The 15,414-nt window shown below is 55.2% G+C and carries 13 protein-coding genes; 6 read left to right on the top strand and 7 right to left on the bottom strand.

From position 1 onward, the window contains the following. The first annotated feature begins 66 nt into the window (after window positions 1–66). The gene (gene galU / locus AC5RV1_RS19370) at window positions 67–957 is read left to right on the top strand and encodes a UTP--glucose-1-phosphate uridylyltransferase GalU (RefSeq protein WP_493995680.1); all 891 of its coding nucleotides are present in this window, start codon (window positions 67–69) and stop codon (window positions 955–957) included. Between the two features lie 18 nt (window positions 958–975). Here the strand turns inward: galU and AC5RV1_RS19365 are convergent, their stop codons facing one another. From AC5RV1_RS19365 to gmd, 7 genes are all read right to left on the bottom strand, one after another. Continuing rightward, a complete protein-coding gene (locus AC5RV1_RS19365; protein ID WP_493995679.1) occupies window positions 976–1,422 on the bottom strand; it encodes a VanZ family protein in 447 nt (148 codons plus the stop codon). Window positions 1,423–1,706: 284 nt separating this feature from the next. Next, complete coding sequence (locus AC5RV1_RS19360; protein ID WP_493995678.1) at window positions 1,707–2,312, bottom strand: LPXTG cell wall anchor domain-containing protein; 606 nt, start codon at window positions 2,310–2,312, stop codon at window positions 1,707–1,709. 180 nt (window positions 2,313–2,492) lie between these two features. Further along, window positions 2,493–4,211: a DUF4012 domain-containing protein gene (locus AC5RV1_RS19355; protein WP_493995677.1), complete on the bottom strand. Its 1,719-nt coding sequence runs from the start codon at window positions 4,209–4,211 to the stop codon at window positions 2,493–2,495. 148 nt (window positions 4,212–4,359) lie between these two features. Then, complete coding sequence (locus tag AC5RV1_RS19350; protein WP_493995676.1) at window positions 4,360–5,673, bottom strand: UDP-glucose dehydrogenase family protein; 1,314 nt, start codon at window positions 5,671–5,673, stop codon at window positions 4,360–4,362. Window positions 5,674–5,718: 45 nt separating this feature from the next. Continuing rightward, window positions 5,719–7,155: a sugar transferase gene (locus AC5RV1_RS19345; protein WP_493995675.1), complete on the bottom strand. Its 1,437-nt coding sequence runs from the start codon at window positions 7,153–7,155 to the stop codon at window positions 5,719–5,721. A gap of 45 nt (window positions 7,156–7,200) precedes the next feature. After that, window positions 7,201–8,175 (bottom strand): GDP-L-fucose synthase family protein, encoded by a 975-nt coding sequence (locus tag AC5RV1_RS19340; protein WP_493995674.1) that lies wholly within the window; start codon window positions 8,173–8,175, stop codon window positions 7,201–7,203. After that, window positions 8,175–9,203 carry a GDP-mannose 4,6-dehydratase gene (gene gmd / locus AC5RV1_RS19335; protein WP_493995673.1) on the bottom strand — a complete coding sequence of 343 codons (1,029 nt, stop codon included), beginning with the start codon at window positions 9,201–9,203 and terminating at the stop codon, window positions 8,175–8,177. Before gmd ends, AC5RV1_RS19340 begins: the two co-directional genes overlap by 1 nt. A 396-nt stretch (window positions 9,204–9,599) precedes the next feature. Between gmd and AC5RV1_RS19330 the strand changes: the two genes are divergently transcribed. The 5 genes from AC5RV1_RS19330 to AC5RV1_RS19310 all read left to right on the top strand — a co-directional run. Next, window positions 9,600–10,742, top strand: a complete 1,143-nt coding sequence (locus AC5RV1_RS19330) for a glycosyltransferase (RefSeq protein WP_493995690.1) — start codon at window positions 9,600–9,602, stop codon at window positions 10,740–10,742. Window positions 10,743–11,405: 663 nt separating this feature from the next. Beyond that, the gene (locus tag AC5RV1_RS19325) at window positions 11,406–12,020 is read left to right on the top strand and encodes a glycosyltransferase (protein ID WP_493995672.1); all 615 of its coding nucleotides are present in this window, start codon (window positions 11,406–11,408) and stop codon (window positions 12,018–12,020) included. 3 nt (window positions 12,021–12,023) lie between these two features. Continuing rightward, window positions 12,024–13,493, top strand: coding sequence for a tyrosine-protein kinase domain-containing protein (locus AC5RV1_RS19320; RefSeq protein WP_493995671.1), 1,470 nt, complete (start codon window positions 12,024–12,026; stop codon window positions 13,491–13,493). A gap of 169 nt (window positions 13,494–13,662) precedes the next feature. Next, on the top strand, window positions 13,663–14,481 hold the full coding sequence (locus tag AC5RV1_RS19315) for a WecB/TagA/CpsF family glycosyltransferase (protein ID WP_493995670.1): 819 nt from the start codon (window positions 13,663–13,665) through the stop codon (window positions 14,479–14,481). An 80-nt stretch (window positions 14,482–14,561) separates the two neighbouring features. Further along, on the top strand, window positions 14,562–15,414 hold an 853-nt coding region (locus AC5RV1_RS19310; RefSeq protein ID WP_493995669.1), incomplete at its 3' end, for an O-antigen ligase family protein.

Here is a 15,414-nt window from a genome sequence, read left to right as displayed (position 1 = left end):
GCTGGTCGAAGCTCAGCGGCCAGCCAGAAATTGCCTTTATCTACCGCTGATTTGTAAGGTTCAGCTATGACTACGGGGAAAGCTATCACCAAAGCCGTCATTCCTGCTGCCGGATTGGGGACTCGCTTCCTGCCCGCCACCAAGGCAATGCCGAAGGAAATGTTGCCGGTTGTTGACCGGCCCGCCATCCAGTACGTCGTCGAGGAAGCCGTGAAGTCCGGCCTCACCGACCTCCTGATGATCACGGGGCGGAACAAGCGCTCCCTGGAGGACCACTTCGACCGCGAGCCGGGCCTGGAGCGCGCGCTGGAGCTCAAGGGGGATAAGGACAAGCTGGAGTCCGTCCAGTACGCCTCGGAGCTGGGACCCATCCACTACGTCCGCCAGGGCGAGGCCAAGGGCCTGGGCCACGCGGTGTCGTGCGCCAGCCAGCATGTGGGCAACGAGCCGTTCGCAGTGCTGCTGGGAGACGACCTCATTGACGAGGCTGAGGACCTGCTGACCACCATGATGGAGGTGCAGCAGAAGACCGGCGGTTCCGTGATCGCCCTGATCGAGGTGGATCCGTCCCAAATCAGCGCCTATGGCTGCGCAGATATCGCCGCAGTCGACGGCGAAGACTACGTCCGCGTGAACAGCCTGGTGGAGAAGCCGGCCACGGGGGAGGCTCCCTCCAACCTGGCTGTCATCGGCCGCTATGTGCTGCACCCGTCCGTGTTTGGGATTTTGGAGAAGACGGAGCCGGGCCGGGGCGGCGAGATCCAGCTGACGGATGCCCTGCAGACCCTGGCCGCCGGCGAGGGCGAAGGCTCCGGCGTGTACGGAGTGGTCTTCAAGGGCCGCCGCTTCGATACCGGAGACAAACTGAGCTACCTGAAGGCCGTCATCACGCTCGCGTCCGAGCGCGTTGAGTTCGGCGAGGACCTCAAGACCTGGATGAAGGGCTTCGTCAACTAGCTGACGGTCTACCCACTTCTAGAGGTCTGCTGCCGAAAGGCGGCGGGCCTCTAGTTTTTTGACCGCCCCAGCGGCCAGCAGGGCGCCTATGACTGCCCCTGACGTGTTTGTCATGAGGTCCAGGGGGCTTGCAAAGCGGTTGTGAAGAAACAGGAGCTGACCCAGCTCCATAGTGCCGGAAAGTAGCAGCCCGAAGGCACCAACCCGCCACCAAGCCTTTTTTGGAAAAGCAAGCGAGCTTACGAACCCGATGGGTATAAATAGCCAAATGTTGGCTGAAGCTTCTACGAATCTGTAGCTGAACCAGTCCGGAATTCCGTTGCGGTGGAGGGATCGGAGGATGCGGGCCAGCAGGCCTTGGATTGGTTGGTCTACGGGGGTGGGCCAGAAGGCGACGAGCGCCAGTGGAACCATCATGGCCGAAAGGATCAGACGCCACAGCCGGTAGCTCTGAAGAAGCTTCACATCGCCCTCAGGCGGTCCTCAAAAGGGCTAATGCTGCGATGCCAATGGCGGCAACCGCTAGCAGCGCAAGGAGGGCGTAGCTGAGCATCTGAGGGCCCGGTAGGGGTAGAGAGAAGTCGTACTGCCGTGGTGCTCGCCGCCAATGTCTCCCCATAGTTCATATTGATACCACAGCCAAGCCGTCCGACTGGCGGCTAGGTTCTTTCGAAATCCTAAACGAAGAAGGTGGGTGTTTCCCATTTCTGGAGAACACCCACCTTCTTCGGCGGTTATTGGCGTTGCCGTTATGCAGCGACCTCAGCCTTGGCGCGGCGGCGAACAACTACCACCGAGGTTGCGCCAGCAGCCAGTGCGCCTGCACCAACCAGGGTCCAGAGAACCAGACCGGAGTCGGCCCCCGTGTTGGCGAGACCGGAACCAGTGTTGGCCAGTGGAGCGCCACCGGCGTTGCCGCCGGTATTGGCCAGGGAAGCTGCCACGGTAACCGTGACGGGGCCAACAACGACGCCGGACTCGACGCCCTCTGCCGTGATGGAGTAGGTGCCAGCTTCGCTGATAGCGATCGGCAGGGAAATTGCACCCTGGGCGTCAGCGGTTGCCTGCAGGGTCTGCGCTTCGGCAACGACGCTGATTCGTGCTGCTACTGAACGGCCGCCCGCAATGTTGGCGCCGTTGGAAGCAGGAGCCTGGCCGGGCGTTACGCGGATGATAAGCGGTTCACCGGCGCGGAAGCCCTGGCCGCGGAAGACAAAGCTTTCGCCCGGGCCTACGACGCCGTCAGAAACAGCAGCCTGCGGCGGAAGCGCGGGGTAGGTGGTGGCAACGGCAGGAGCCGAGCCGATCAGGGCGATGGAGCCAGCAAGCGCGAGTGCTGCAAGAGTTTTCTTCATGAGTGTCCCCCCGGAGACGTTTAAGTTTTGGTGTACCCGATTTTGAGGAAGTTTTCCTCTCCACACGAGACCTGTGCGGAACTACGGATAATGATCCCAAGACAGACGTTATCACCTGAGCCAGCTTGTGAGCAATGTCAATCAAGACGGTTTACATAGTGTTAACGCCGAGTCCACTTCTTAGCCGCAAGCGGCATTTTCTGTGGGCAAAGTCACGTCCTTTACATCTTGAACGGTTGGCGTGACAACGACGTTAGGTTCCGAGTGCTGGACAATTTTTCCAAATGTGAAGTCGACGGTTCGGCTCTCACCAGGAGCCAAACGGATGGCCAGGATGCCTACGGGCCGGTTGCTATGAATATGGGGGGCGAACTCCGTCTTCTGTCCATCCAGCTTCGCAGTTTCCACTTGGGCTTGGGCTGGACCGTAAGCCACGATGTTGGTCTGGACGGTCCCAGGGGGAACGCCGAAATTTCCACCGCCCGTTACATATGCAGGCAAGGACGTTGCAGCATCATCCGGAGCAGTGTTCGTGCTGGTAACGCGGACGGTAGTTTCCTCGTAGCCGTCCTTTGGGCATTCTCTGATGAGTTGCACGGTGCGCTTGACGTAATAGTCCATCTTGGCGCCGGTACCGTCGTTGATGTAGACGCCGAACTCCGCAGGCGAGACGCTTGGCCCTGAAATGGAACCACTTACGGGGTATTTCGCAATAATCGATTGTTCCACATCAGATGCCGACCAAAGAGAGATGCGTCCCTCGCTGGCGGCGCGGGAGATGCCAGCTATCAAGCTTTCAGCATTGCTTTGCCCGCCTGAGAGGGCGCCGAAAATCTCGCGCGCGACACCGGCGAAGTAGGCGTCCTGTAGCCGTGGTTCTTGGATTTTTGCATAGACGTCAGAAAGTAGAGTTGGGACAACATTCTGGCCGTTTAACTCCGTTGGTAGTCCGACAGACGCCAGTTCCAGGAGTTCCGCCCCGCCTAAACGAACTGGGCCAGTTGCTTGCAGAATGTAACTGAGAGCTACTGGATCGACCGAAACGACTCCATCCACACGCTGCCCGGTCTTTTGTTCCCACATGGAAGCGGCTGTGCTACTTGCAGTGGGGAAGTCAGGTGTCAGGTTCACGTCTTGCATGAACTTACCAATCCGTGGCGAATAAATCTGCTGCTGCGTTGCATCTAGAGGAATAACCGGAGACATGATCCCTAAGTCCCCTGCGCTACTTTGAGCGCCCAGCGAGAGCTTGCCATCTTGCAGCTCGATAACGGCAAGTGCGCCAGGAATTCCGCCGGAAGCACGGGATTCCGCGTTGTTTTGGACCATTAGTAGGTAGCTTCGAGGGGTGTCAGCGCCCATCATCGGAGGTAACAGTTGCGAGGCATCAGCGGCTGCCGTGAGTGCCCCCGTCACGCCGCGAAGTTGGTCTCTAGCCTGGACTAGTGGCTCGGCAACCTGCGGCAGGACGGCACTAGTATCAATTGCATCCAGTCGCGCTGAAGACGCACGAACAGCATGGGCAGCAGAAGTCACAGATGGGGAAGCGAGCTTGAGGGGACCTACGTTGGATCCTGCTTCGCTAGGCACAAGAGCATTCCAGTCGAGAGAGACGAAAGCTTCTACGAGGGGTTCCAGTCCCAGGTTGGCGACGTCATCGGCAGAACGTGCCACCTCCGTAACCACCGCGAAGTTCGGTCCGATTCCTGGCAGGGCGGAGGCGAGGGTCCAGATTGGATCTTCCGCAGCTGTCTTAGCCGCACCCGTATGGGCTCGTACTTGGTCCACTGCTGCAGCTGCCCCGGCCGGGTTCTGGCCAGCTACTTCAGCTTTCAGGGTGGAAATCAGGGCGTTGGCCGCGCCCAGTTCATCCCTGATGATCCCTGCTCTTGTCGCCAACCATGCAGCACCGGCGCCCGAGACAAGAGCAAGAACTACGAAGCTGATGAGTGCAGAAACCCATGGCCTTCGACTGCGCCGGCTGATCCATCTCTCTCCGGAAGCGCCCTCGTCCTGGCCCGTGAACCGGCCCCACGTTCCTGCCATGCTAAGGCCGTCCCAGCCCACGGTAGGCCCAACCTGCTGCCCTCCATTTGGCTGCATCTAAGACGTTGCGCCCGTCGAGGATACGTGTCGAAGTAACAACACCAGCAACCTCGTATGGATCTAGGTCTCGGTACTCTTGCCACTCCGTCAACAGAAGCAGTGCATCTGCCGCCATGATTGCTTTGGCTGCGTCGGGCTCGTAATGGAGCTCCGGAAATCGGCGAGCGGCGTTTCTCAGTGCTTTAGGATCGGTTACTGTCACAACCGCGCCCTGCAGCTGAAGTTGGGCGGCGATGCTGAGTGCGGGCGAGTCGCGTACATCATCGCTTTCGGGCTTGAACGCGGCGCCGAGCACAGTGATCTTCTTCCCTAGCAATGAGCCGTCGCAAAGCTCCCGGGACAGTTCCACGACGCGTGTCCGTCGACGCATGTTGATCGCGTCCACTTCTCGGAGAAAGGTTAACGCTTGGTCGGCGCCGAGCTCGCCGGCCCTTGCCATAAATGCTCGAATATCCTTTGGCAGGCATCCTCCGCCAAATCCTATTCCTGCATTCAGGAACTTTCGCCCGATACGATCGTCCATACCAATAGCGTCCGCCAGCTGGGTAACATCGGCCCCCGCTGCCTCACACAATTCTGCCATGGCATTGATGAAAGAAATTTTTGTCGCCAAGAATGAGTTCGCAGCAGTTTTCACAAGTTCGGCCGTTGCATGGTCAGTTACCAGTCGCGGGGTCCCTGCTGAAATTGGCGCTTTATACACTTCATCAAGGACAGCAACCGCAGGGTGCTCTTCTGACCCACCTAATACACCGTAAACGAGTCGATCCGGTTGCAGGGTATCCGTAACGGCATGCCCTTCACGAAGAAATTCAGGATTCCACACCAGATGGGAGGACGGTTCATGACTCTCCAGCAACGCCGACAGTCGTGCAGCCGTGCCGACAGGCACCGTTGACTTACCTACTATTACGTCTCGGGGCTTCACGTGAGGCAACAGCGCTACCAAGGCGGCGTCCACATAAGTCAGGTCAGCGCCGTTTTCGCCCTTCTTCTGGGGAGTCCCAACGCAAATAAAATGCACGTCGCTGCTGGCGGCAGCCGACACATCAGTTGTGAAGGACAATCGTCCAGTTTCTTGTACCTCGCGGAGGAGGGACTCAAGCCCGGGTTCATAAAAAGGAGCCTTAGCTGCGGACAGGTCGGCAATCTTGTTTTCGTCTAAGTCGATGCCTACTACTTCATGTCCAATTTTGGCCATACATGCAGCATGGACGGCCCCGAGGTATCCGCAACCAATGACAGATATTTTCATAGAGATATTCCTTCCCCCCAGAAGGGGGTGTGAAGGGGTACTGAGTCAGTAAGCCCCAGAGCCGCGAAAAACGGCACGAAAGGTTTTGATAAGGATCAAGAGGTCGCCGGCCAAGGACCAGTTTTCTACGTAATACAGGTCTAGTCGCACAGAGTCCTGCCAAGAGAGATTGGAGCGACCACTTACCTGCCATAGGCCCGTGAGTCCTGGTTTGACTAGCAACCGGCGGCGAACGTCCTGCTCATAAGCAGCGACCTCGGACGGAAGCGGTGGGCGAGGCCCTACCAGACTCATGGAGCCAAGAAAGATGTTGAAGAGCTGGGGCAGTTCATCCAAACTGAATTTGCGTAAAAATGTACCAATAGGGGTAATCCTTGGGTCATTGCGCATTTTGAAGAGCAAACCACTTCCCTCGTTCCTATCCTCAAGGTCTGCGAGTCTTTGTTCCGCGTCCACAATCATCGATCGAAACTTGAGCATTTGGAACGGCTTACCTTCAATACCAACCCTATGCTGTCGGAACAGTACGGGTCCTTTGCTGTCTGACTTGATAAGCAGTGCGACGACTAACATGACCGGAAGGGATAGAACAATAAGAATGCTTGACACAACAACGTCAAATAGTCGCTTCGCCACTCTCTGTCCACCCTCGAGAGTAGGGGTGGTGACGTGAATGAGTGGAAGCCCTGCAACCTGCTGAGTGTGAATTCGCGGGCCTGCTATATCCGTCAGCGCCGGTGCCATGATTAGTCCAACATTCCGTGCAGCCAGCTCCCAGCCTAAGTGGCGAAGTGTCTGAGGATGCAGTTGCACGCCCGCGGAGACAGCGACAGCGTCGGCACCGCAGGCTTCAATGGCAGAAACAATTGAATTGGCATCAGATCTTATGCCAAGGACCGGAAGGCCTGATTCCGGTTCGATTGCTACACCCTCCAGGTTACCTGGCATGTAGACGGCAACCGGCTTATATCCGGCATGCTTCTCTGTTTCCAGGGAACGTGCGAGGTGTGCTACGGCACTTGGACCGCCGAGCAGAAGGAGCCTCGACATACTCTCACCAAGTTGTCGGTTGACGCTCAGATGCTGCCGTAAGAGCCACCGAGCTAGAAGGAGGCCCAATAAGCCAGCGGGTAGGGCGACTCCCACGTACCCTCGCGCCGTATCCACGCGTAAGACGTAGGACACGATGGCGATAAGCCCAAATAACCACAAAGAAGCAGCGGCAACTCTCTTGTACTCATCGGGTCCTGCCCCCAATATCCGGCTTTGTCTGCTGTTCCAAGCCCCAAGCATTAGCCACCACACGATAGCGACTGCCACGGAGAGCCAGATGTAATTGATCTCCTGCCCAGGAATCACAGGTTCGGTTTCAAAGCCGAACCGTATGATGTATGCCCCTGCTACAGCCCAAACAACGACAAAGGCATCAACTACTCGCAACTGACGGGAGCACTTTGCCCGCCAGTCGCTGCTTGAACTCACTAGATGTCCCCCACTTCAAAGCAATTAACGAAAGCCCGGTGCTAGCTAACTGCGAATCTGCATGAGGTTAGCGCGGTACCAGTCAACGGTGGAGCGGACTCCTGCTTTAAGCCCAATTGTCGAAGTCCAACCTGCCTCTGAAAGTTTCCTAACGTCCAAGAGTTTCCGCGGCGTTCCATCAGGCTTGGACCTATCCCAGGCAATCTCACCGGTAAACCCGACAGCGTCCGCCACGATATCCGCCAGTTCTTTGATAGAAACATCGCTGCCTGTTCCCACGTTTACCTGAGACGGCCCGTCGTAGTTTTCAAGCAGATGGAGGCACGCCGAAGCCATATCATCTACGTGGAGAAATTCTCGCTTGGGTGTGCCAGAACCCCAGTTAGTAACTACGGGGGCGCCTGCTCGAGCGGCCTCGTCGTACCGGCGGATTAAGGCCGGAAGGACGTGTGATCCTTCTAGTGAGAAGTTGTCGCCAGGCCCGTACAAGTTGGTCGGCATGGCAGAGATCCAAGGCAAGCCGTACTGACGACGAATTGCTTGTATCTGCATAATTCCAGCTATCTTAGCTATTGCGTAGGCATCATTGGTGGGCTCCAGGTGTCCCGTCAGCAGGGACTCCTCGCGAATGGGCTGCTCCGCATATTTCGGGTAGATACAAGAAGATCCTAGGAAGAGGAGCCGTTCAACGCCTGACTCTCGAGCGGCATCCAGGACGTTCACCTGGATCCTCAGATTGTCGCTGAGGAAGTCGACGGGATAAGAATTGTTGGCAAGGATGCCGCCCACTTTCGCAGCAGCAAGAACCACATACCTTGGGTTTGTTTCTGTGAAAAACTTGAAGACAGCTTCACGATCCTTGAGATCGAGCTCAGAGGACGTACGACCGATGAGTTTGGTAAATCCTTCTTGCTCGAGGTTTCGCCAAATTGCCGAACCGACTAGCCCTCGATGCCCTGCCACGTAGAACGTGGACGAGCGGTCGAGCTCCGTTGGAACGAATCCCACGTATTTAGCCACTAGTTCTTCCAGCTTTCGAGAGAGACGCGGTCGATCCAGTGGTTACCTGCATGCTTAAGTGCCTCTATATCCGCATCGACCATAATGCGAGCAAGCTCGGGAGTGTGGATTGAAGCCTTCCATCCCAGTTTCTCCTGCGCCTTCGACGCATCACCAACCAAGGCATCTACTTCTGTCGGCCGCAGGTACCGCTCGTCGAAACGGACGTGATCTTCCCAGTTAAGGCCGGCGTGTTCAAACGAGATCTGGAGGAAATCACGCACCGTGTAGTTTCCGCCTGTAGCCAGCACGAAGTCATCGGGCTCATCAGCCTGAAGCATTCGCCACATTCCCTCGACATACTCCGCCGCATAACCCCAGTCACGGACAGCATCCAGGTTGCCCATGTACAGCAGATCCTGTTTTCCAGCTTTGATGGCGGCAACTGCTCGAGTGATCTTGCGAGTGACGAAGGTTTCCCCGCGCCGCGGTGATTCGTGGTTGAAGAGGATGCCGTTGACGGCGAACATCCCGTAGGCCTCGCGGTAGTTCTTCGTAATCCAGTAGCTATACACCTTTGCAGCCCCGTAGGGCGAACGAGGATAAAACGGTGTTTCTTCGTTCTGCGGGGGAGGCGTTGCACCAAACATTTCTGAGGAAGAGGCCTGATAGAACTTCGTTTCAATTCCCGACATCCGGACAGCCTCAAGCAAACGGATGGTGCCAACACCCGTCGTATCACCTGTGTGTTCCGGCTCGTCAAACGAGACGCGTACGTGAGATTGTGCAGCTAGGTTATAGACCTCATCGGGTTTGATTTCAGCTAGCAGTGTGACTAGGCGGGCTCCGTCGCTGAGATCCCCATAGTGGAGGAACAGCTTCGCTTTAGGATCGTGCGGATCGACGTATAAGTGGTCGACTCGTGCAGTGTTAAAGGTTGAGGCCCTTCGAATTAGTCCGTGAACTTCGTATCCCTTGCTGAGTAGTAGTTCAGCAAGATAGGAACCGTCCTGGCCCGTGATGCCAGTGATAAGCGCTCTCATTGTCATAGGATTCCCCCATTGTTGTGGTCTCGCGACAGAACCCGACCGCAAGTGTCAGTGCCTTCGCCACAGATAGTATGTCGCGAGAAAGAGTATCCCATGGGCAGTTGGTCAGACTGCAGGGCCGTGGTTCATGCGAAAATGTGACTCTTTTCGTTGGGCTGCTGCTCCCAAGCGTCCACCACTCTCGGCCTCACTTGACGAGAGTGTGTCAGACTAGTAACCGTGTGGGCGGACGCGGGCCAATTAGAGGCATCGATCACCACGGCTGCTAAGGGTCTGTAAAGCCGAGCCAATCTGCCCGAAGAACATCTGCAGATCTGTTAACCGACAACTCATCAGGAGTATTGCTTGTCTAGCGGCTTAAATAAGGCAGAGGGTGGCCCCAGGCGCGTCTTGACGATGCATGCCAAGTATAGAGTTCTCGGCGGAGAGGACATAAGTCACAAAACTGAAAGCGCGTTTTTGGAATCGTGTGGGTACCAAGTCGAAGACTATACTGTAACAAACAGTGAGTTTGCTGAAAATGGTCCTTTCAAATCATTGATAGACATGACTTTCAACCTATCCGTATATAAAGACGTTCAGCAGATCGTGCGATCTTTCAAGCCTGATGTCGTATATGTAAACAATACTTTTCCCGCGCTTTCGCCGAGTGCCATTCTTGCTGCTAAGTCTTTGCAAGTTCCCGTCGTGCAAGTTTTAAGAAACTATCGCGTCGGTTGTATCGCCGGCACAATTTTCAGGGAAGGGAATGACTGTCAGTTATGTATAGGCCGAGCTGTCCCGCTTAGCGGAGTTCGTCATGCATGCTACAGAGATTCTAGGGCTGCCTCGAGTGCAACCACTTTAGCTAAGGTAATTCAAAAGGGATTTAACCTGCACAATGTGGCCGATGTTTTTATAGCTGTTTCTGAATATGTTAAAACAATCGCTGTTGCGTCCGGTCTAGAATCTGAACGTATAGTTGTTAGACCTAACTTGGTCTGGCCTGATCCACGGAGTTCTGTTGGTACAACTAAGGGTGGAAGAGCATCCTTTGTTTTTGTCGGCAGAGATTCACATGAAAAGGGGCTGCATATACTGCTCAGTGCGGTAAGCCTTGTTTCCGATCCGCGGCTGAGAGTCGAGGTCTATGGATGCTCAAAACCTCCAGGGCATTCCGACGGCCGGGTTATGTTCCACGGCGCTGTAGAGCCGACGATAATCGCCCCCGCCATGTCCGAGGCTTTGTGCGTTGTTGTCCCGTCAATATGGCCGGAGCCTTTCGGCAGAGTGGTGATCGAGGCACTGTCCTGCGGTTCCCCAGTTATAGCCTCGCGCGTGGGTGGAATGGCCGACTTCGTGGGTGCAGGAGTAACCCTGGTTGAACCGGGGGACCCCGGGGAACTGGCGCAAGCAATGGTTGCAATATTGAACTCCACACCGTCCGAACGTATTGACCTTTCCGCAGCTGCGCGTCAGTACTACGACCGGGCGTTCGCCTCTAGTTGCTGGCTAGATTCCACAGAGCGTGTGTTTAGTCGAATATTGGCCACGCAATGAAGTTCGGAATCCATAACGAACATTTAGGTTTTTGGAGCAGGACTTGCCTGATGCGCAGGTTTCGCCTAGACGCATTTCAACACCAACCGGGAACGCCACAGTTCACCAGTCCTAGAAAGCAATCAAATGCCAGCAGATGAAACTTCCTCGGATATGAATGTCGTTTTCTCGGCATATGCTTGCGACCCTACCCAAGGAAGTGAGTCTGGGGCTGGGTGGTCCCTCCTCCAAGCAGCTGCTGAACTAGCGGATAGCATCACCGTTGTTACACGGACAGGGAATGCGCCAACGTTGGAGTCGGCGGCAAGCAAGCTTCGGTGTCCCGTACGAGTTGTTCGAGTTAGTACCCCCTTTGACGGTTCAAAGTCTACGTACCGTAGATATATCGCTTGGATACTATTGGCGTCTGCCATAGTTAGGCGTGAATCAAAAAACGTCCGAGTTTTTCATCATGCCACTTTCGCCTCGGACTGGATGTTTCCCCCGGTGATTTTTGGATTGTCCCGCCGAGCCAGGTTTGTATGGGGACCTGCTGGCGGAAATACTTATCCGCCCCTTACGCTGCTTAGGGGACTGGCAAAAAAGTTTGCCCTAAAGGAAGGGCTCCGCTGGGCGGCGACCAAGACTTGTCGCTCACTTGTGAGGTCGGTCCTTCGGGGAAAAGTGGATGTCTTTATTGCATTGAATGAAGATTCTCAAAAAAGTGCGCCGGCTGGCGCTGAAGTTCTATTTCATTCCAATTGCGTTTTGCCGTACGAGGACTACAAGACGCAGCGACGTGTACCAGGGCGTAAAGTCGCTCTCTTCGTAGGCAGACTCATAGACCTTAAAGGCTTGTTTTTGGTTAGGTCGGCTTTCGAGCAACTTGGCGACGAATGGCGGCTCGTTGTTATCGGAGACGGTCCCCTACGTCCTGGGCTGGAAGAATGGGCAACAAAATTCGGGGACAGAGTTTGTCTGATGGGGCAGATCGATCATTCAGATATAGTGAACCATCTTGTCCAAGCCGACGTTTTGCTTTTTCCCGGCCTTCATGACACGGCACCTTGGGCTTCAGCCGAAGCGGCAGCCGCGGGTCTCCCCGTCGTTTGCCTCAATCTTGGAGGAGTCGCCCAGATGGCTGGTGAAAACGCCTTAATAGTTGAGGTTGAGCCCGTGCAAGATTTGGGAATTAGACTGGCACGAGCGGTGGAAGACTCGTACCAGCAGGATTTTATGCCCCAAAGGAACTGGACAAAGGAAAGCATGACTTCTTTGTTGAAGGCGGCCTACTCCTAGGACGTGCTCCTGGAGCGTGAATGCCAGCCAAGCAAGCCAGGCCGCGTGGGCGAGGCCTTGCAACCTCCAGCAATACTGAAGCTGGAAACGACTGAAGAAAGGCACCAAATTTTGGAGCTGCGTGACTACGTTCGGATGCTGCGGCGAAACTGGACCATCGTGGTAACTACCGTACTTGTGGGGATCCTCATTGCGGGCAGCGCTTCCCTGGCGGTGTCACCTCAGTACACGGCTCGGACCCAGCTGTTTGTGTCGATACAAAGCGCCGGCTCGATAACTGAGCTGCAACAGGGAAACACCTTCAGTCAGGCAAGGGTCCAATCCTACGTTGAAACAGTTAGAACCCCGGCAGTCCTGCAGCCGGCAATAGATGTCCTAGGGTTAGAAGTTTCGCCGCAAGAACTGGCGAAAAGTGTCGAAGCGAGCGCGGGCCTCAACACAGTTCTGATCACGATCAGTGTCTCGAATGGGTCACCGGTACAAGCTGCGGCGATAGCGCAAGCCGTGGGGGACAGCCTAGTCCAAACCATTGACAGCCTTGAGACCCCATCACAGGGTGGGCTGTCACCGGTGAAAATATCGACTGTTTCCCCGGCGGTAGCTCCCACCGCACCTGCCTCACCGAACATTCGTCTCAACCTCCTGCTAGGAGGGGCTCTAGGGCTGATTTTAGGTGGGCTTATTGCGCTAACACGGTCCACTTTGGATACCAAAATCAGAGGCGAAGCCGATGTACGGATGGTTAGCGAGTCCCCGATACTTGGAGGGATTTCCTTCGACGCAGATGCAGCAAGGAGGCCGCTCCTTACTCAGTCCCGGCCTCAAAGCCCCAGAGCTGAGTCTTTTCGTCAGATAAGGACCAATCTTCAATTTTCTCACGTAAATCGCAACTCAAAAACGGTCTTAATCACATCCTCGCTTCCGGGTGAAGGAAAGAGCACGACAGCTACCAACCTTGCTATCGCCATGGCTCAGGCTGGGCAGTCGGTGGTCTTAGTAGACGCAGATCTGCGTCGGCCCCGCGTGGATGCGTACCTGGGCTTGGAAAGGAATGCTGGCTTGACTACTGCCCTTATAGGTGAAGCCGAAGTCAGCGACCTCCTGCAGCCGTGGGGGGATGACCAGCTATGGGTCCTTACGTCCGGACAGATACCACCGAACCCAAGCGAACTCTTAGGTTCTCTGGCCATGAGACAACTTATTGACCGGTTGGAAGAAGCCTTTGATGCTGTGGTAATCGATGCCCCACCTCTGCTTCCAGTGACGGATGCGGTTGTACTTGCGCAGCAAGTGGGGGGCGTAGTTCTGGTGGTTGGTTCCTCAAAAGTAAAGTCTAAAGACCTGCAGAAGTCGTTGTCCTCGCTGGATTTGGTTGAGGCCGAGCTTCTAGGCCTGGTTCTAAATCACATGCCTGCCAAAGGGCAGGACGCCTACACTTACAGCTATTATTCCACGACGGAAAAGGTCGGGTAACGAACGCCGGATAGCCAACGGGGCGGGCTCGGAGAACCCACACATAAATCATCTAGCCGACCACGCAGACAGCTTTCACTAGTTGCGACCAACAACGAGTCCGGACTAGTGGGCAGACTCGTTTGATGTCGCTCCGAGTCTCGCAAATCGTTGATAGATATGGAGTGAAATGGAAGTTGATACTAGCCCGGTCGCAGTAGTTGGGGGAGTGCCATTTGTCGTTACGACGCTGGATGCTGCAGCTTTGGATACTCTGGCGATGGCATCAGGAGAAAAAGAGCCACTGGGTATAAGGCTGGCCAACGCGTATTGTGTAGTCTTGGCAAATTCAGATCCAGCGTACTTAAGCCTTATGCTCGACGAGGGACGAAACTATCCTGATGGGGCGCCGATAGTGTCATGCATGAGATGGCTTAGCGGCTTCGGGTCTGCAGGAAGAGTACGAGGGCCATCATTTTTTAGAAGGACTATCGAACTTGGGCTACCACAAAAAACCAAGCACTTTTTCCTCGGAACTACGGAGAGCACATTATCGAAACTCAAAGCACGATTGGTAGAACAGTATCCTGGTATCGAAATAGCTGGTTCCTATGCTCCAGCGTTTCGGCCACTTGACTCGGACCTAATCAATGAATGCCGGCTTGCAATCAGAGACAAAGATGTGGACATTGTGTGGGTCGGCTTGGGAACGCCCAAACAGGACTTCATAACACAGGAAATTGTTGCATCGTTTGGAATTCCGGCCGTCGGTGTCGGAGCAGCCTTTGATTTCGCCGCTGGGACGGTCAAAGAAGCGCCCAGGTGGGTACAGCGTATTGGAGCCGAGTGGTTTTTCCGACTTCTATCTGACCCGAAGCGCCTGTGGAAGCGATACTTGGTCGGCAATACTCAATTTGTGTGGCTCATTCTCCGAACTGTCGCTGCCGGGTTAGGTCCTAAGATTAAACATTTGGGCGCGCATTCAAAAACCAAGAGCAGCAAGTGTTGAATAGAGATCCTAGCCGCATAACTGGAACGTCGCAGCAGAAGACGCAAACTCCGGTAAACAACAGCAATTCAAGGCTTCTAATGCCTCTCACGGTAGTTGTCGCCCTGGTGCTGGTATCCCTCGATTTTTTTGATTGGACAACCGGTGGGCCGAGTTGGCGTTACGGTCCAGTACTTCTAGCCCTATTAGTTGCAATTGGTATCGACTTCCGAGGTGGTGTTGCCCTGCGCACTCCGCGGGCGGACTTACTAGCCCTGCTGGCTATCGCCTTTAGCGCCTGGCTTCTCGCCCTGGTCTGCATTGCGGCTGTAGACGGGGTGTGGGCATCTGACACGTTGGTTGTCGCCGCCGTACCCCTGACAATAGGGTTCGTTGGTGTGATGCAGCTACTGCGCATTGGAATCGGTAGCGGCTCGTCACAGCAAGCACCAGCGGCATTTGCATATATAGCGGCTGGTCTATTTGCTGCGCTCTGCATTCTCGAAGTCTTCGTGACGAATAAAACGGGGCCTTTGGTCATGTTGAGTCACGAGAAGGCGTTTATCGCAATATATGTTCTCTGCATGCCTAAGCACAAAGGCTCGTTCTTCGTGAAGGTGTTGATGGCTATAGCAATGGGAGGATCTCTTATCGCTTATCCCTCTGCGACGACGGTGGCCACTTTATTCTCTGCAGCCTTCATATTCTTCTTCGTACGGAAGAGGCGAAGCGGACTAGAAATAAGCGTTGTAATGATAGGTGCGCCATTGCTGGCCTTCGCGCTTATAGAACGGTTGGAAAATGCTCTCTCCAGTTTCTATTCCGCTGTTGGCCGTACCGATAATACCCAGACGCGACTCTTCTTATGGCAACAGGCAGTTCCTTATATTCAAGAGAGCCCACTTCTGGGAGGTGCAGCAAGGGTAGGCATTACTGCCCTCGCCAACATTAACG

It is taken from the genome of Arthrobacter sp. Hb9-2 (assembly GCF_059091165.1).
Note: the sequence above shows the minus strand (reverse complement) of the source record. Positions and strands in the feature narration are given on the sequence as shown.

What these genes read in the sequence shown, in the direction of transcription:
- AC5RV1_RS19315 (WP_493995670.1), top strand. Translation starts at nt 13,663, where the DNA reads ATGGAAGTTGATACTAGCCCGGTCGCAGTAGTTGGGGGAGTGCCATTT.
- AC5RV1_RS19360 (WP_493995678.1), bottom strand. Translation starts at nt 2,312, where the DNA reads ATGAAGAAAACTCTTGCAGCACTCGCGCTTGCTGGCTCCATCGCCCTG.
- AC5RV1_RS19330 (WP_493995690.1), top strand. Translation starts at nt 9,600, where the DNA reads ATGCATGCCAAGTATAGAGTTCTCGGCGGAGAGGACATAAGTCACAAA.
- gmd (WP_493995673.1), bottom strand. Translation starts at nt 9,203, where the DNA reads ATGACAATGAGAGCGCTTATCACTGGCATCACGGGCCAGGACGGTTCC.
- AC5RV1_RS19350 (WP_493995676.1), bottom strand. Translation starts at nt 5,673, where the DNA reads ATGAAAATATCTGTCATTGGTTGCGGATACCTCGGGGCCGTCCATGCT.
- galU (WP_493995680.1), top strand. Translation starts at nt 67, where the DNA reads ATGACTACGGGGAAAGCTATCACCAAAGCCGTCATTCCTGCTGCCGGA.